Origin of the sequence: uncultured Eudoraea sp., assembly GCF_947260015.1 — a bacterium.
Classification (GTDB): domain Bacteria; phylum Bacteroidota; class Bacteroidia; order Flavobacteriales; family Flavobacteriaceae; genus Eudoraea.
In genome coordinates, this window is record NZ_CAMYOM010000021.1 from 1 (window position 1) to 18,048 (window position 18,048).

At 38.2% G+C, this 18,048-nt stretch carries 18 protein-coding genes and 1 pseudogene; 6 read left to right on the forward strand and 13 right to left on the reverse strand.

Features of this window, described 5'->3' with window-relative positions; genetic code table 11:
• Positions 1-1,015 (forward strand): GIY-YIG nuclease family protein (locus Q0X66_RS10035; protein WP_297705919.1); only part of this gene is annotated, 1,015 nt, incomplete at its 5' end.
• Between the two features lie 530 nt (positions 1,016-1,545).
• Here the strand turns inward: Q0X66_RS10035 and Q0X66_RS10040 are convergent.
• The 9 genes from Q0X66_RS10040 to Q0X66_RS10080 form a co-directional block, all read right to left on the reverse strand.
• Positions 1,546-1,674: a hypothetical protein gene (locus Q0X66_RS10040; RefSeq protein ID WP_297705921.1), complete on the reverse strand. Its 129-nt coding sequence runs from the start codon at positions 1,672-1,674 to the stop codon at positions 1,546-1,548.
• Positions 1,675-1,727: 53 nt separating this feature from the next.
• Positions 1,728-1,892, reverse strand: coding sequence for a DUF2892 domain-containing protein (locus tag Q0X66_RS10045; protein WP_297705923.1), 165 nt, complete (start codon positions 1,890-1,892; stop codon positions 1,728-1,730).
• Positions 1,893-1,989: 97 nt separating this feature from the next.
• Positions 1,990-3,399: an MBL fold metallo-hydrolase gene (locus Q0X66_RS10050; protein ID WP_297705925.1), complete on the reverse strand. Its 1,410-nt coding sequence runs from the start codon at positions 3,397-3,399 to the stop codon at positions 1,990-1,992.
• A gap of 57 nt (positions 3,400-3,456) precedes the next feature.
• A complete protein-coding gene (gene sulP / locus Q0X66_RS10055; protein ID WP_297705927.1) occupies positions 3,457-5,187 on the reverse strand; it encodes a SulP family inorganic anion transporter in 1,731 nt (576 codons plus the stop codon).
• Between the two features lie 4 nt (positions 5,188-5,191).
• Positions 5,192-5,824 carry a Crp/Fnr family transcriptional regulator gene (locus Q0X66_RS10060; protein WP_297705929.1) on the reverse strand — a complete coding sequence of 211 codons (633 nt, stop codon included), beginning with the start codon at positions 5,822-5,824 and terminating at the stop codon, positions 5,192-5,194.
• Positions 5,825-5,878: 54 nt separating this feature from the next.
• Entirely contained in the window at positions 5,879-6,652 is a 774-nt protein-coding gene (locus tag Q0X66_RS10065; RefSeq protein WP_297705931.1) for an aldose 1-epimerase, read from the reverse strand.
• A gap of 3 nt (positions 6,653-6,655) precedes the next feature.
• Positions 6,656-7,954, reverse strand: coding sequence for a M20/M25/M40 family metallo-hydrolase (locus tag Q0X66_RS10070; RefSeq protein WP_297705933.1), 1,299 nt, complete (start codon positions 7,952-7,954; stop codon positions 6,656-6,658).
• 19 nt (positions 7,955-7,973) lie between these two features.
• On the reverse strand, positions 7,974-8,957 hold the full coding sequence (locus Q0X66_RS10075; RefSeq protein WP_297705935.1) for a PLP-dependent cysteine synthase family protein: 984 nt from the start codon (positions 8,955-8,957) through the stop codon (positions 7,974-7,976).
• 132 nt (positions 8,958-9,089) lie between these two features.
• The gene (locus Q0X66_RS10080; protein WP_297705937.1) at positions 9,090-10,331 is read right to left on the reverse strand and encodes an FtsX-like permease family protein; all 1,242 of its coding nucleotides are present in this window, start codon (positions 10,329-10,331) and stop codon (positions 9,090-9,092) included.
• Between the two features lie 3 nt (positions 10,332-10,334).
• Between Q0X66_RS10080 and Q0X66_RS10085 the strand changes: the two are divergent.
• Positions 10,335-11,544 (forward strand): annotated as a pseudogene (locus Q0X66_RS10085) (DUF1343 domain-containing protein).
• Positions 11,545-11,547: 3 nt separating this feature from the next.
• Here Q0X66_RS10085 and Q0X66_RS10090 read toward each other — a convergent pair.
• A complete protein-coding gene (locus Q0X66_RS10090) occupies positions 11,548-12,387 on the reverse strand; it encodes a sterol desaturase family protein (protein WP_297705939.1) in 840 nt (279 codons plus the stop codon).
• Between the two features lie 77 nt (positions 12,388-12,464).
• Positions 12,465-12,959 (reverse strand): YkgJ family cysteine cluster protein, encoded by a 495-nt coding sequence (locus tag Q0X66_RS10095; RefSeq protein ID WP_297705941.1) that lies wholly within the window; start codon positions 12,957-12,959, stop codon positions 12,465-12,467.
• Between the two features lie 89 nt (positions 12,960-13,048).
• Here Q0X66_RS10095 and Q0X66_RS10100 point away from each other — a divergent pair, with 89 nt between their 5' ends.
• On the forward strand, positions 13,049-13,762 hold the full coding sequence (locus tag Q0X66_RS10100; RefSeq protein WP_297705943.1) for a methyltransferase domain-containing protein: 714 nt from the start codon (positions 13,049-13,051) through the stop codon (positions 13,760-13,762).
• Between the two features lie 66 nt (positions 13,763-13,828).
• Positions 13,829-14,623, forward strand: a complete 795-nt coding sequence (locus tag Q0X66_RS10105; protein WP_297705945.1) for a hypothetical protein — start codon at positions 13,829-13,831, stop codon at positions 14,621-14,623.
• Between the two features lie 86 nt (positions 14,624-14,709).
• Here the strand turns inward: Q0X66_RS10105 and Q0X66_RS10110 are convergent, their stop codons facing one another.
• Together Q0X66_RS10110 and Q0X66_RS10115 are read right to left on the reverse strand one after the other, a co-directional pair.
• A complete protein-coding gene (locus Q0X66_RS10110; protein WP_297705947.1) occupies positions 14,710-15,342 on the reverse strand; it encodes a 7-carboxy-7-deazaguanine synthase QueE in 633 nt (210 codons plus the stop codon).
• Between the two features lie 55 nt (positions 15,343-15,397).
• Complete coding sequence (locus tag Q0X66_RS10115; protein ID WP_297705949.1) at positions 15,398-15,850, reverse strand: Rid family detoxifying hydrolase; 453 nt, start codon at positions 15,848-15,850, stop codon at positions 15,398-15,400.
• Positions 15,851-15,907: 57 nt separating this feature from the next.
• Here Q0X66_RS10115 and Q0X66_RS10120 point away from each other — a divergent pair, with 57 nt between their 5' ends.
• Both Q0X66_RS10120 and Q0X66_RS10125 read left to right on the forward strand, forming a co-directional pair.
• Entirely contained in the window at positions 15,908-17,431 is a 1,524-nt protein-coding gene (locus tag Q0X66_RS10120) for a helicase HerA-like domain-containing protein (RefSeq protein ID WP_297705951.1), read from the forward strand.
• 6 nt (positions 17,432-17,437) lie between these two features.
• Complete coding sequence (locus tag Q0X66_RS10125) at positions 17,438-17,992, forward strand: hypothetical protein (protein WP_297705953.1); 555 nt, start codon at positions 17,438-17,440, stop codon at positions 17,990-17,992.
• The last annotated feature ends 56 nt before the right edge of the window (positions 17,993-18,048 follow it).

Sequence of the window (18,048 nt, forward strand, 5' to 3'; positions counted from 1 at the left end):
TCTTGGTAAACTGTGTTCTTCCCTGAATATACCTATTACTGACAGGCACAGGGCAAGGGGCGATGCGTATGCAACTGTACATTTGTTCAGAAAACTTCTTGAAACAGACAATTCCGGGACTGTTTTTACTTCATTCTTAAATGCACGTTCTCAGGAAGCTACCTTACCGCCTTCACTTAACAGGGAAGTATATGAAAGGCTACCTTCAAAACCGGGGGTTTACTACTTTAAAAACAGTAAAGGGGAGATTATTTATGTAGGTAAAGCTAAAAACATAAAGAAAAGGGTCCTAAGCCACTTTTACGATAAGTCTACCAAAGAAGTGCAGATGTGCAGAGAGACTTCAAATATAGATTTTGAGCTATCAGGTAATGAACTGCTTGCACTTTTAATGGAATCTGTAGCTATAAAACATCATTACCCCTTATACAACAGGGCGCAAAAAAGAAATGTGGTTCCTTACGGGGTATTCTCCTATGAAGACCGGCAAGGGATAATGCACCTTGCATTTAACAAATTAAGTCAGGTCCCACGATCCTTAATTACTTTTTACAACACCACAGATTGCCGCCTTTTTATTGAGCAAATGTGTATCGACTATAATTTATGCCCCAAATATTGTCATTTACAGGAAAATGTAGCTACTTGCTCACATTTCAGGGTAGCTAACTGTAAAGGTATTTGCCGGGGTAAAGAATCTGCTGCGTCTTATAATAAAAGGGTGCAGGCTGCAATTGAAAATATATTGTCGGCTAAACAGACTTATATCATAAAGGACAAGGGAAGAACCATTGATGAAGATGCAGTGGTGATTGTGCAGGAGGCAGTTTATTCTGGTTACGGATTTGTTCCAAAAAGTGTTTCAATTAATTCCATTGAAGATATTATGGCTTTTCTTATTCCTCAAAAAAACAATCTGGAAACAACCCGGCTTATCCAAACGTACAGGCTAAAAAACCCGAACTCAATACTCGATTTTTCTTCGGGCATCCTTAAATCTGTGCAAAAAGTGTGAAGACCTACTTCATAGGAAAGCAGCTGTGGTAGTGAATCTATTTATATTTATCCATTTCATTGTACATCCGGACTACAAAAACTAACCATATCAAAAAGATAATGGCAACAACAACGGAATATATGAAGATAAAATCCGTCATTTTCTATACTTTAAGTAATTCATAAAGCCTAAAATTGTTGGTGCCCAAAAGGCAACGAAAATGGCTTCTAGTTTGTTTCCTGATAGAAACATATATTCCGAAACTACGATAATAGATAGAACCACTAATAGCAATAATACATTAATGGCTCCAATCCTTTCAACAAAATTTTTTAACATCACAGGTAGCTAAAAGTAACAATAAGATATTGAATATATCAAGAGTTGCTTATTAAAGTGTTAAATCTATTAACTTTTAAGGAAAATGAAAAAAATAGAAGGGAAATAGTACTGAAATGGAGATAAAAGGCCTTCTTTCCTATCAACAAATAGGATCTGATGAAACAATACGAAAAATCTGGTCGGAAGTACTTAAAAAGTCAATAATTCTATTTCCTTTTACCGCTATTCATAAGACTAACCAAAATGGCAATCATTGCAATCACAACAAATGCAAAAACGGCAATCATTACTATACCGTTACTCCAATCAACCAAAGGAATACTTATTAAATTCATATCACAGAAAACTTTATTTTTTAATTCTAGAATTAAGTTTTTTAATTCAAAATTTAAGGTTTATCGCCTGTTAGGCTGGTCAATACAAAAACGGCGGCAACCGCCAATAAAACATAAGAAAGCATCCCCTGCACCAGCTCGTAGTATACCAATAATGCAATAATAACGGCAACGGCAGAGCGCACAATCTTATCGATTTTTCCCATGTTTCGTTTCATAATTCCACCTTTTAAAAGGCAAAAAAGTTCTTTCACCTTAGAATTCCATCTTTAAAAGTAAGATGCGTGCTTAACACAAACCATGATATAAATCATACTACTGCGTAGTGGGGCAGATATAATTGGTTACCTCCATACCGGCCTTTTTTAACTCAGCAATACCGCCGGTTATGTCAACCAAATTGTGTATCCCTCTGCCTTTAAGGATAGAGGCGGCAATAACGGACCTGTAACCTCCGGCACAATGAATGTAAAAAGTTTCATCCCTGGGTAATTCAGCCAAATGATCGTTTAACAGATCCAATGGGGTGTTATTTGCATCAACCAGATGTTCTGCTTTATATTCGCTTTCCTTCCGAACATCAAAAATGGGCAAATGCTTGCCTTTTAATATCTCTTTGGCTTCTTCGGCAGATAATGCGATGATCTTGTCTGTATCTTTGCCTTCTTTTTCCCAGGCTTCAAAACCACCCTTTAAGACTCCTAAGGTGTTATCAAAACCTACCCTCGACAAGCGTGTTACTGCTTCCTCTTCCTTTCCTTTCGGCGTCACCAATAATATGGGTTGTTTAACATCGGCAATCAAAGCACCTACCCAGGGTGCAAAATCCCCGTTCAAACCAATAAAAATGGATCTTGGTATATGTCCTTTTACAAATTCATCCTGGTTGCGCACATCCAATATCAGGGCAGCTGTTTCATTAGCCGCCAATTCAAAAGCATCAGGTGAAAGTGCTGCCATACCGCGTTTTAGCACATCACCTATATCTTCATATCCTTCCTTATTCATTTTAACATTTAAAGGGAAATACTTAGGTGGTGGAAGCAGGCCATCGGTAACTTCATTTATAAATTCCTCCCTTGTCATGTTTGCCCTCAGCGCATAATTCATTTGTTTTTGGTTCCCCAGGGTATCCACTGTTTCTTTCATCATGTTCTTACCGCAAGCTGAACCGGCGCCATGAGCCGGATAAACAATAACATCATCTGCCAGAGGCATAATTTTACTTCTTAAACTATCAAACAGAAGTCCGGCAAGATCTTCTTTGGTCATATCCGCCGCTTTCTGGGCAAGATCTGGTCTTCCCACATCACCCAAAAACAAAGTGTCTCCTGAAAAAATCGCAGTGTCTTTCCCTGCCTTGTCACGCAACAGATACGTGGTGCTTTCCATAGTATGTCCGGGGGTATGTAATACTTTGATAGTAATATTCCCAAGTGGAAATTCCTGACCATCTTTAGCAATGATTGCCTCAAAAGAAGGATTTGCGTTAGGGCCAAAAACAATAGGCGCACCCGTTTCCCTGGCTAATGTAACATGCCCGCTTACGAAATCGGCATGAAAATGGGTTTCAAAAATATATTTTATTTCAGCCTTATTCTTTTTCGCCCTGTCTATATAAGGAATCACTTCGCGTAAGGGATCAATGATGGCAACCTCGCCGTTGCTTTCAATATAATACGCTCCCTGAGCAAGGCATCCGGTATAAATCTGCTCTATGATCATAGCTTTAGTTCTTAATTTTTTTCAAAAATACTGCTTCTTGCTTTAAAATGAGTAACATTAGTTACCCGTTTTATTCCGCTGATAAGCCACTCTTTCGTGGCTGACGGACGCGTTCTCCGGATTGTCAAAGTAAGCGACTGCCTCCTTTATCTTAACAAACAGGAATTTTCTGGGTAGCACCTTACTTATCCCACTCCTGAAAATTATATCCCTGGTCGGACCTATAGCACCGGCAATATAGAACTGAATTCCATCATTCCTGATTTTTTTAATAACCTTTATCAGCATTCGGGTTGCCGTAGAATCTATATAATTAATAGCTTCAGCATTTAATATTACTCCTTTTAAATTATCCCCTTTAAGGTCCATATACTTATAAAGCTGATTTTTAAAATAATCTGAATTCCCAAAGTATAATTGGGAGTCAAAACGCACAATGAGCAGATCATCCCGCATGATAACTTCATCTTCAAAGCGTGAAATATTTTTATAATAGTCTGAATCTTTTATTTTACTTAAAACTGCGAAATGAGGCTTGGAAGTTCTGTAAACCATCAACAATAGAGAGAGCAGGACCCCCGTTAGAATGCCCTGGGTAATTCCGATAAACAGGGTTATCAAAAACGTGAGTATCAAAACAATAAATTCATCTTTTCTATAGATCCACAAGCGTTTTGCATATTCTAAATCGATCAAACCAAAGACAGATACCATAATAATACTTGCCAGAATTGCATTTGGTAAATAATAAAAAAGAGGAGTAAGAAACATGAGCGTTACCAAAACCAGAAGTACAGTAAACAATCCGGAGAGTGTACTTTTTGATCCGGATTCATCATTTATCGCAGACCTGGAAAAGCTTGCTGCAACAGGATAGGACTGAAAAAAGGAACCTAAAATATTTGCAGAACCTAATGCCACTAATTCCTGATTGGCATCAATCAGGTCTTCTTCATTTTTCTCTTCAATACCTTTACCAATTGAAATAGCTTCAAGATATCCGATCAGAGCCAGTGTTAATGCAATTGGCCATAGTTGTCTTAAATTATCCATTTCAATAGCCGGTAAAACAAATCCGGGCAATCCTTTAGGAATTGTACCAACAATCTCAATGCCCAGCGATTCCATATTTAAAAAATATACTCCTAATATTCCAAGAACAACGATGATAAGAATCCCCGGAATATGTCTGCTCCATTTTTTAAAACCAATAAGCAGTATAATACCGACTAAACCTATAGCCAGATCATAAAAATTGGTCTCCGGAATTTTTTGAATGGCATTTAGAAAAATTCGGTGAAACTGATTACTCCCTTCTATATCGACGCCAAGTAAGTGCTTTAACTGACTAAAAATTATAATCACGGCAGCCGCAGATGTAAATCCGCTGATTACCGGTTTGGCTAAAAAGGTAACCAGATACCCCATTTTAAAAATGCCTAAAACAAATTGAATGACACCCACCATAAAGGCGAGTAAAATAGCAAGAGCAATGTAGTTCTCCAATCCCACGATTGCCAGGGTACCCAAACCTGCGGCGACAAGCAAAGAATCCATGGCTACCGGCCCAATTGCAAGCGATCTTGATGTACCTAACAGCGCATACATAAGCACAGGCATTAAGGAGGCATACAAGCCGTATACCGGGGGGAGACCGGCTATCATGGCATATGCCATTCCTTGTGGAACAAGCACTATCGCTACACTAAAACCAGCGAGGATATCTTTTGGAAGCTCTTTCCTTTTATAGTTTTGCAGCGTTTGTAGAATTGGGAAAAATTTTCGCATTACTCTATAATTCAATAACCTTTATATGGTTTCTGCTTAACTCTATTTTACCTTGTTTCTCCAAACTTTTTAAAAGCCTTGACACTACTACCCTTGAGGTATGTAAATCCTGGGCCACATCCTGATGTGTCGAATATATAACATCATTATTGGTAACCATTGCCCTGTCTTGAAGATACTTCATTATACGCTCATCCATTTTCATAAATGCCAAAGTATCTATCGTTTCCAGTAATTCTGACATTCTGGTGTGGTAACTATCCAAAATAAATTCTCTCCAGCTTTGGTATTTCACCATCCATTCATCCATTTTTTCTATAGGAATCATCAACAACTCTGAATCTGACTCCGCAATTGCTCTTATCTCACTTTTACCGGTCCCCAGGCAACAGGAAAATGTCATAGCACAGGTATCTCCTTTTTCAATAAAATAAAGAAGCAATTCATCGCCCTGATCGTCTTCTCTGAGAATCTTTATTGCTCCACTAAAAATCAAGGGCATTGCAGTTATGTCCTGGCCAATATCCATTAATCGTTCCCCTTGTTTTATTTGTTTACATTTTCCTGTAGCTTCTATCTCATCCAAGAGTTCCGGTTCAAAAAGATAACCGTAATGACGTTCCAACAGTACTCGCATTTTTAGATTATTTGGATTAATACAAATTCTTATTTTTTTTAACAGCTTATTAAATTATGGAATTAAAGTGACTTTAAAATTCCTGTCTTCATCTGTTAAATATTCAAAACCATCATGCAGCTGCATTTGATCTACTGCATAGGGGTAGAAGGTTATCGGTTCAATACATATCATATTTGGCACCTCCGTCCACAACATAAAATGGTTGAAGCCTTCAGTTTTTATGCTTAACTTTTTTTGATCTTTCAATATAATACTTTGGCAATCCGCCACTTCAAGAGCTCTGCTCCCGGCTGCAAGAACAGAATCCAGTGAAATTGTCTGATCTTCCACAATAACAGTGGGATTATCAGTATATAGTTTAAACGCAGGATGATACCCCAGCATAAAGGGCATATCTTTTTCTCCTGAAACCCTGAAGCTTATCTCCAGACTTTTTTCAGAGAGTTTAAAACTCTTGTAAAATTCAAAATTAAAGGGCCAGATAAGTAAGCGGGCAGTAGATTTATCAGGAAATTTGGAATTATTGATAACAGTCCCTGCCTTATAAGATTTTACGTATTGAGCTGTTGTTTCTGTACCCGAGAGAAGCTCGTAATCCAGTTCGCGCAATAATCCGTGCTGATCCTGAATGGCATTTCCTTTTGGTACATGCACCCGGAATCCGGCTTCAGCCGTTGGTCCGATTACAGGAAACATTTCAGTATCCGAGTTGCGCCAACCCGCACCCCCCTTTTGATGAATATATTCAAAGTCGTTTAGCCGGTAACTTACTAATTCACCTTCCTCTATTAGGACTTTTGCGTTTCCTGAACCAAGATTTATCATATGCTATTGATTGATCAATCTATAAATAAGTACTGCCGTTCTCTTTGTAAGCTCTTCAATAGTGTTCAAATTTACAGTCTCTTCAGGCGTATGTGCTCCGCTTCCCATAGTACCTAAGCCATCAAGACAATCGACATATTTGGCCACAAAAGAAGTGTCTGCCGCTCCCCTTTTACCCGGATCATAGCCTATTACTTCACCCTGACCGAGGTCCAGGCTTACCTGATTTAGCTCTGCCAAGAGCCTGTTATTTCCCTCAGTAGGTACCATTGCCGGATAACTATCGGTAAAATTTATTGTTGCCGATGTATTAGGCAGGTTGTTTGCCACAATTTCCCTCATCTTATTTCTCGCATCTTCCTTTTGTTCTTCAGAAATAAAACGCAATCCTCCTTTTACCATGGCGGTTTGGGAGACAACATTACTTTTCCCGAAGACCTCTCCCTTGCCGGTAGACGCATCATAATCAACAAAAGTACCTCCCATGAGTATCCCGGGGTTAAAAGTCAGGTATTCCGCTCCACGAACTTCTTCATAAAATGCATTTAATATTCTTGACATTTCAAAAATGGCTCCCGCACCAACCCGCTCATTAAATATACCCGAGCTATGGGCGCGTTTTCCTTCAACCTCTAATTCCCATCCGGAAGACCCTCTCCTTGCTACTGTAGCATAATTGAAGCCCGTAGAAGTCTCAAATCCGAGAGCAATATCGCTCCGCTTTGCCGCCTCAATCAAATCTTTTCTGCTTATATCGAGAGGTTTACCCGTACTTTCTTCATCACCTGTATATGCAACTATAATCTGAGCATCATTCAGCAATCCATTAGCGCGCAACGCTTTTAAAGCATAAAGAACAATAACATCACCACCTTTCATGTCATTGCCACCGGGCGCATGCGCAATACTGTCATTGACTCGCGTAAATTCCTGAAAAGGGCTGTTTTCTTCAAAAACGGTATCCAAATGACCAATCAGCAATAGTTTTTTACCCTTTGTACCTTCTGTTTCTGCAAAGAAGTGACCGGCCCTATTCATTTCTTCCGGCATCTCAATCCATTGCGAATTAAAATCTAAATTTTCAAAGGCATTCTTAAAAACCATCCCTACTTCCCTTACACCTTTTGCATTTAAAGTTCCGCTGTTAATATTGACAACATTTTCCAAAAAATCTATAGCTTCAGGATTATTGGCTTCAACCGTTTTAACCAATTTTCTTTCAACTTTTGAAAGCTTCTGGGCGGGTAATTGAACACAAAAAAAGAGAACTACCAGTACGCTCATTAATCTTTTAAAATTCATATATAAAGTCAAATTAAAATCATTCGTCTAAAAAGCCCTGTTCTTTCATCCAGTCATCATTATAAATCTTACCCACGTATCTGCTACCATGATCGTGAAAAAGAACCACCACTACATCGTGCTTATTAAATTTTTCCTTTAGCTGGAGAACACCTTTAATCGCAGCACCTGCAGAATTACCAAGAAACATCCCTTCTTCTTTTGCCAGCCGCTGTGTATAGACAGCGGCATCTTTATCTGTCACTTTGGTAAAACCATCTATGATCTCAAAATTCACGTTTTTTGGTAAAATGTCTTCTCCGATACCTTCAGTTATATAAGGGTATATCTCATTTTGATCAAATATGCCTGTTTCGTGATATTTTTTAAATACTGAGCCATAAGTATCCACACCCCAAATTTTAATATTCGGGTTTTTTGACTTTAAAAAAGTTCCCACTCCGGAAATTGTACCTCCGGTGCCCACACCTACCACAAAATGGGTTATTTTACCCTTAGTCTGATCCCAGATCTCGGGCCCCGTAGTCAAAAAGTGGGCTTTCGTATTGGACGGATTATCGTATTGGTTTACATACCAGGAATTAGGAATCTCTTCTGATAATCTTCTGGCGGTAGAATAATAACTTTGAGGGTCTTCGGGTGCAACATCTGTGGGACATACATATACTTCGCTACCCATTGCTCTAAGAATATCTACTTTTTCTTTGGATTGTTTATCGCTGATCACACAGATCATTTTATACCCTTTTACAACCGCAACAAGGGCCAACCCCATTCCCGTATTACCGGAAGTTCCTTCAATTATGGTTCCTCCGGGCTTTAATTTCCCTTCAGCTTCTGCATCCTCAACCATTTGAACCGCCATCCGGTCTTTTACGGAGTTTCCGGGATTAAATGTTTCATACTTAGCCAAAACCAGGCATGGTAATTCTGCGGTTAATTTATTTATTTTAACCAATGGTGTATTTCCAATGGTTTCCAGGATATTATTGGCGTATTTCATAAGCAGTGCAAAGATAGTATTTTCAAGAAGTAGATTTCAGCATTTCCCCTCAGTAAAGGTTGTGATTCAGATAATTTTAAGTTAGTTCATAGATACAACCTTGCGTTACAGGAAAGCAAAAAACTGTCTTTATTATTCAAATTTAATAGCTTTTACAGGGGTGATTTTTGTAATAATATAAGACGGTATTAAAAGCATCAGGAGACATAATATTAGTACGCCAAGATTTAAAATTAAAACTGTTGGAAAATCTATATGCACCGGAATATAGTCTATATAATACTCTTTGGGATTTGGAAATTTGAAAATCCGATATGTCCCCTGAAACCAGATAATCCCAAGTCCGATCAGGTTGCCCCAGAGCAAACCAATAGTTATCAGATAAGTAGCGTTATATAAAAAAACTTTACGAATACTCCAATTAGATGAGCCCAGAGCCTTAAGAATTCCTATCATCTGTGTTCTTTCCAGGATTAATACCAAAAGAGCAGTGATCATATTTATCCCGCCAACAATAATCATTATACCTATGATAAGGGCGATATTAAAATCGAATAAGCCAATCCATTCAAAAATTTTGTAATACTTATTCTTTATATTTTGGGTATCCAGATCACTAAGTGTTTTACCGTATATTTCTTTAGTTTTAGTGTCAATATCTTCAAAGTTGATGAGGAAAATTTCAAAGTTACCTACCTGATCTTCCTGCCATTTGTTAACCCTTTGAATGTGACGGATATCTGTAAAAACATACTTGGCATCAAACTCTTCAAATCCGCTATCATAAATTCCTGCAATCTTAAATTTTCTTTGATTAGGAGTTTTGGATGGGTCCTCATCTTTTAAAAAGAATGTAAAGAATTCATCGCCTACTTTCAATTGAAGCCTTCTTGCCATAAAAGATGACATCAGCACCTCGGTGTTTAGTTCTCCCTTAAAGTCCGGCAGGCGCCCTTCCTGTAAATATTCACTAAATACTTCCCAGTTATAATCTTTCCCAACTCCTTTGGCAATAATTCCTTCAAATGTATCCTCGGTCCTTATGATCCCTGCCTTACTGGCAACCGCCTGGATATGTGAAATTCCTTCCACAGATGTAAATTCCGGATAAAATTCCTGATTCACAGATACCGGAACCACGGAAACATCTGAAACATTATTATCGTAATTATAGATTTGAATATGGCCATTGAAGGCAGCAACCTTCTCCCTGATCTTATATTTTAATCCTACCCCGGTGGCAATAGCAATAAGCATCATTATGATCCCTAGTGCAATTGCAGCAATGGCAATTTTTATTATTGGCGCGGATATACTAATTTTATGCTCCTTACCCTTAATAAGGCGTTTTGCTATAAAAAATTCTAAATTCAATAGATGGCTTTTTTATCCAGGTTCAAAAATACATTTTTATTGTGGCTTTTGATACTAACAGCCTGTGGAAACCCCGTAAAAAAAGATAGGGATTCGGCAGCTTTGGAATTAACAGATACTAAAAAACTATCAGATTCAGTTATTATAGTTGGTGCCAATTCTACCGAAGAATACCTCCCTTACCTGCGAAAAAAAAAGGTGGGCGTAGTTGCCAATCAGACCAGTCTTATTTTTAAGAATTACGGCTCAGAAAAGAGAGAGAATGAGACCTTCACACACCTGGTAGATTCCTTATTATCACTGGATATTGAAATAAAAAAAGTATTCGCTCCGGAGCACGGATTTCGCGGAATGGCAGATGCCGGAGAACATGTAAAAGATGGTATAGATACCAAAACCGGACTACCCATTATCTCACTTTACGGTAAAAACAGAAAACCCACTTCATCCCAATTAGACAAACTGGATATTGTGGTATTTGATATTCAAGACGTGGGCGTTAGATTTTACACATACATAGCCACCATGCAACTAGTAATGGAAGCCTGTGCAGAAAAAGGTATTCCTGTTCTGGTCCTTGATCGTCCCAATCCCAATGGTCATTATGTTGATGGGCCAACAATGGAAATTGCACATAAGGGATTTCTGGGACTTACCCCTATTCCGCTGGTCTATGGTATGACTATAGGAGAATATGCCCAAATGATAAATAATGAAGGGTGGCTCGAAAAAGAAATCAAAGCCGATTTAACGGTAATACCGCTCATAAATTATACGCATAAGTCCATTTATAGTATTCCTGTAAGACCTTCGCCCAATCTTCCAAACCAGGCAGCAATTAACCTTTATCCCAGTCTGGGGTTGTTTGAAGGGACCAATATTAATGCCGGCCGTGGCACAGAAAGTCAATTTCAAAGATATGGAGCTCCTTTTCTGGACAGCACCGCCTACAATTTCAGCTATGTTCCAAAACCCAATTTTGGTTCCAAAAACCCGAAGCACACAGGGGAAAAATGCTTTGGTAAGGATCTCTCTGCGTGGCCCGGAATGAGCGAAGTATCTTTGCAATGGTGGATTTACCAAACACGCCGGCACCGAAAAACTTCAGCAACAAATTGAGGCAGGGTTAAGCGAAAAAGAGATAAAAAACAGCTGGCAGAGTGACCTGGATAAATTCAAACAAATACGCAGAAAATATCTCCTTTACAAATAATCCCTACTTATTTGCCGGCGTAGTGGTTGGCCTTCTGTACTTATGAAAAGGTTGTTTTAACAGGCCGATTACACTTCCATTTTCCTTTTTGTCAGGAAAAGTATCCACGCCATACACAATGTTGCTGCGGTCTAATTTCATAAAAGTCCCGAAGAAGTGATCCCAGACAGAGAAGATATTTCCATAATTGGAATCGGTATAAGGTAACCTATGATGGTGATGCACTTTGTGCATGTCAGGAGATACGATCACCCAACTTAGAATATCGTCCACTTTTTTTGGCAAGCGGATATTAGCATGGCTAAATTGTGTAGCAACAAGAGACAAAGATTGATAGAGCATTACTATACCTATGGGTGTACCCACTATAAATACTCCCACTAATGTGAATGTAAAGCGGATAAGACTCTCCAGTGGGTGATGCCTGTTGGCTGTGGTTGTATCTACTTCATGATCTGTATGATGAACCAAATGAATCATCCACAGGGGTTTTACCTTATGTTCCACATAATGTGATAAATAGGCTCCAAAAAAATCGAGCAGCAGAACGCCTAAAATAACATAGAGCCATAGAGGAATTTCAGGCAACCAATTTATAATACCGAATTTATTTGCCGTGACCCAATCGCTGGATTGCAATAGTACAAAAGCCAGTGCAAAATTGATAACAATTGTGGTAAGTGTAAAGAAGAAATTAGGCAGGGCATGCCTCCATTTTTTATACTTGAAATTAAAAAGCGGCAGTGCCCCTTCAAGAAGCCAAAAAAAGGTTATTCCCAGGACCAGAATAAGGCTCCTGTGTGAAGACGGTATGTTTTCAAAATAGTTTAATATAACCTCCATAAACGTAAAGTTACTTATTTTCAGATTAATTTTTTTCGGGAGTGCAGTTTTGTATAACGAACTATTTTGGTCTTTGCCTAAGTCTTAATTCTCCGTTTCATGTCTTCAACAATGTTATACGCAGCCGGACATATGGCTACATTCTTCAGTGTAAGATTTGTAATTTGTTGAAATTTTTTGCGATCCGTATGGGGAAACTCCTGACAGGCTTTGGGTCTGACATCATATATTGAACAATAGTTATCCTCTCCAAGAAAAGCACAAGGAACCTGCTTAAGCACAAAATCATTGTCTTCATCAATTCTTAAATAAGTATCTATGAATTTTTGTGGTTTTTGCTTAAGACTTTTGGATATTCGAACAATATCTGCATTTGTAAAAAGTGGCCCGGTAGTCTTGCAACAATTAGCACAATCCAGGCAATTTGTTTTTTTAAACTCTGCCTGATGCAATTCCTGCATGATATAGTCCAGATTGTGTGGAGGCCTCTTTTTGAGTTTCGAAAAGAACTTTTTGTTTTCTGTATGCTTTTCTTTTGCCCTTATGGGTAAGTTTTTAAGTTGTTCTTTCATCCGGATCTATAAATTCAATTTATTTAATAGTTGGCTGTTTTTACTTTCCATTCAAAAAGTTGACTTTTGCAGGTAAAATTACTAATTAAATGAGCAGGGATATTTTTGGCATGGCTCTGATTGATTTTCAAAATGGAAATTATTCTGAAGATATTACAACTTACTCCTCATTGAACGAGAAAGACATACTTCCTCTGCCCTATTTATTCCGGGATTATGATGCTATGCCTTTAATAGAACAAAAAGCTTTAGATCTCTGCCGGGGAACTGTATTGGATGTGGGTTGCGGGGCCGGCAGCCACAGTCTCTATTTGCAAAATAAAGGTGTTGAAGTTACCGGCCTTGATGAATCTGAAGGGGCCGTATTCACAGCCAGGTCAAGGGGTGTAAACAATATAATTTACTCAAATATCTACGATTATTCTGGTATGAAATTTGATACTATTTTGCTGTTAATGAATGGAATAGGAATAGCAGGACAGTTAATTGAGGTACATCGTTTATTAAGTCATTTAGAAGGATTGTTGAATCGCGGAGGGCAGATATTGGTGGATTCCAGTGATATCATTTATATGTTTGAAGTAGATGATGATGGTGGTTACTGGATCCCGAATAATGGGAAATATTATGGTGAAGTGGAATTTACAATGGAGTATAAAGGGTTAAAAAGCCCTCCTTTTAATTGGTTGTATGTAGACTATAACAGACTTAAACAGCTTGCTGAGGAACAAAATTTAAGCTGTGAGCTTGTTTGTGAAGGCACACATTACGATTATTTAGCCAGGCTAAGAGTACAGCCATAATAGAAACCTGAAATTCACGTTGTATTTTATATGTAAATTTGGTCCTGAAAGAAAATTAAAGATGCTATGAAAAAATTTCGAATACTAATACTATTACTAACCATTGGTTTATTTTTAAATTGTTCAAAAGACAGTGACGATAACCAGAATGGCGGCATTGATAAATCTGCCAACTTATTGGCCACCGGAGCTTCTGCCGGTGATATTCTCTCCAATACCACGTTCACAACTTTATTAATAGAAGCTGCTTATGTTGATGGTTTCAGGCCTACAATGGAGACCATGAATAATTTTGAAACCTATCTCAGGGATCGAACTTTTAAAGAAGACATTCAGGTGGTATACCGGCAATTGCCTTCACCAAATGAAGAAACCCTGACATTACAGGAGATTGGCGATCTTGAAAGCGAAAACAGAACAGAATATAATGATGGAGAAACACTGGCCATTTATATTTATTTTACTGATGCACCCTCAGATTCCGATGATGAAGACGAAGGTATTGTGACTCTTGGAGCAGTATATAGAAACACCTCAATGGTCATACATGAAAGCGTGGTGCGCCAACTCGCAAATCAGAGTTCCCTCATTACAATTTCTGATGTGGAAACGTCTACGCTTAACCATGAATTTGGACATCTTTTTGGTTTGGTTGATCTGGGATCCGAAATGGTGAATAATCATGAGGACCCGGATGCTGAAAATCATTGCGATGTGGCCGGATGTCTAATGCGAGCTGAATTGCAATTTGGCGGAGGTATGATGGGCGTTTTAGAAAAAAGTAAAACTTCCAAAGGTGTCGCAGTTCCCACTTTAGATCCTGAGTGTATCCTTGATCTTCAAAATAACGGAGGAAGATAATCCTTTCAACCTAATATAGATTTCTTTTATTATCCCGTTTTATAAGCCGGAATAATGGCAATTACCATCAGCGGAATGCTTAAAACTTATGGAATATTCAGATATTTATGGGTTTGTAAGGATACTTTCCATTTAGGGTTTTTCATTACATAATCTACAATCATAGGAGTAACCTTATCCCTAACACTCCACTCCGGTTGCAAATACAAAATACAGTTTTTGCCAACCTTTTTTGCCTGCTCTTCTGCAAAAACCAGATCATTCCTGTTATAGACAATTACTTTTAACTCGTGAGCCTGTTCGTAAATGGGATCTACAGGCAGCTTGTTTTTTTTAGGCGATAAACATATCCAATCCCATGTGCCCGTCAAAGTGTAAGCTCCTGAGGTTTCTATATGGGTATTGAGTTCCTTCTTTTTTAGGGCTTCCGTTAAAGGCCCCATATCCCACATTAAGGGTTCCCCGCCGGTTACAACTATGGTATCTGAATAGTTGGCGGCATGCTCCACAATACTCTCAATAGCTGTTGGAGGATGGATTTCGGCATTCCAGCTTTCTTTTACATCACACCAATGACAACCAACATCACAACCTCCAACCCTGATAAAATATGCGGCCGTACCTTTGTGAAAGCCCTCTCCCTGAATAGTATAGAATTCTTCCATGAGCGGGAGCATTACACCCTGGTTCACCAATTCTAAAACCTCCTTATCAATCATCCCGCAAAGATAACATATAGAAGATGGTATTATCAATGTAATTTCCTGAATAAAATCAATTTTTTACAGCTATTACATCGATCTCGACCTTCGCATTTCTTGCCAGGGCGCCGGCAGCAAAAGTTGTACGTGCAGGTTTCTTTGTAAAATACCTGGAATAAACTTCATTAAAAGCTGAGAAATCATCCATAGTACTCAATATCACCGTGCATTTCACAACATTGTTTAAAGTTAGTCCATGATGCTCCAGTACTGCCTGTATATTCGTAATGGCCTGTTCCGTTTCTGTTTTAATTCCGGGCACAACCATAGTTCTGGTAGAATGGTCCATCCCTATTTGACCGGAAAGGAAAAAAAGATTTCCGGCTTCCACTGCATCACTAAAGGGTGCACTTCTTTTCTTCTCTTCATGGGATTGATGAAAAGTAATAACTGAATCTTCCTGCGAACTCAGCGTTGAACAACAAATTAATGAAAGAATAGTAAATAATTGTAAATATGTTTTCATTGGATTTTGGTTTTATTGTTGATTAAAATTACCCTATTTTTATAAAAAATAGACCAAATGAGTACCAAAGAAGAATTCTATGCGCATATAGAAAAAGGGTATACAACTAAGGGTGATTTTATAACAATGGGTGCGGCAATGTTAGAAGGAGAAACAGTTACGGGGGCCTATGTAAAAGTTCCCTTAAAGACCCTGAACAGACATGGGCTAATAGCTGGTGCCACCGGAACTGGTAAAACCAAAACACTTCAAATAATTGCGGAAAACTTATCTGATAAGGGAATACCGGTACTATTAATGGATTTAAAGGGTGACCTCAGCGGGATAGCCCAACCCAGCCCCGGACATCCCAAAATTGATGAAAGACATGAGAAGATTGGATTGCCTTTTGAACCGAAAAGCTTTCCTGTTGAAATTCTTTCCCTTTCAGAACAAGATGGCGTAAAACTCCGTGCGACTGTTTCAGAATTTGGACCCATTTTACTTTCCCGTATCCTGGATTTATCAGAAACACAGGAAGGAATTGTAGCCGTTATTTTTAAATATTGTGATGATAATAAACTTCCTTTGTTAGACTTGAAGGACTTCAAAAAGGTATTACAGTACGCTACGGGAACTGGCAAAAAAGAGTTCGCAAAGGAATATGGAAGAATTTCAACAAGCTCAACAGGAACTATTCTAAGGAAAATTATAGAATTAGAACAACAGGGAGCCGATTTGTTTTTTGGTGAGAAATCCTTTGACGTGGAAGACCTTACACGTATTGATGAAAATGGAAGAGGTTATATAAATATCGTTCGTTTAACAGATATACAGGACAGACCTAAATTATTCAGCACATTTATGCTGAGTTTATTAGCGGAAATATATTCCACATTTCCCGAGCAGGGAGATAGTGACAGACCCGAGCTGATTTTCTTTATAGACGAGGCTCATTTAATTTTTAAAGAAGCTTCAGATGCCTTATTGGACCAGATAGAAAGTATCGTAAAACTAATTCGTTCCAAAGGTATTGGGCTTTATTTTGTTACACAGAATCCAACAGACGTGCCCAATGCGGTGCTCGCACAATTGGGTCTGAAAGTACAACATGCCCTGAGAGCCTTTACAGCCAGAGATCGCAAGGCCATTAAACTAACCGCGGAGAACTATCCTGTCTCAGAGTATTATGACACCAAAGAGGTACTAACTTCACTGGGTATCGGGGAGGCACTTATTACCGTATTAGATGAAAAAGGAAGGCCAACCCCACTTGCTGCCACAATGCTGCGTGCCCCTATGAGCCGAATGGATGTTTTAACTGATAGTGAATTAGATTCCGTAATTAATAATTCAAAACTGGTAAGTAAATACAATAAGACTATTGATAGGGAAAGTGCCTACGAGATTTTAAATGAAAAAATAGAAAAGGCAGAAAAAGAAGCAGAGAAAGAGGCAGAACAAGAAGTTCAAACCCGAAGAACATCTAAAAGAAGAACTACAACACGGAGAAGTACACGTCAAAATCCTGTTATAAAAGTTTTAACCAGTGCAACGTTTATTCGTGGGGTTCTGGGAGTATTAAAAAAAGTTATGCGATAGTAAAATATGAAAAAACTTCAACTTACATCTGTTTTAGTAATAGTACTGATCTTAATAAATTGTAAAAATGAAAGGGATCCGGACTTTTTGATTAACAATACGCAAGTTGGAAAACTAATGCGAACCAGTCCTGTGAGCGAACTTGAAAGTATTTATAGCAATGATTCAATAGTTAAGGATACTTCAGCGCCCGCCTTTATATCTAATTCTAATACTATTCAAATCTATGAAAAAGGCGGACAGCATATGTTAACCTTAACTCCAAACAGGGATAGTATTCCAAAAATTGGGATAGTACGTGTACTGGACCCCAGATTTAAAACAGAAAACGGAATTGGGCTCCAAAGTACGTTTAAGCAAATAAAAGATAAATTCGTCATAAAGAAAATAGTAACCTCCTTAAATAACGTAATTATATTTATTGAGAGAAGTGATGTGTATTTTACAATAGATAAAGAAGAATTACCGGCAAGTCTGCGGTATGATACCAGTATTAATATTGAAGAGGTGCAAATCCCCGATGATGCCAAAATCAAATACCTGATGGTTGGATGGGATTAATATTAAGGTTTTTTCGATTTTAACCCCTGTTAATTATTTCATAAGACTTACTATTA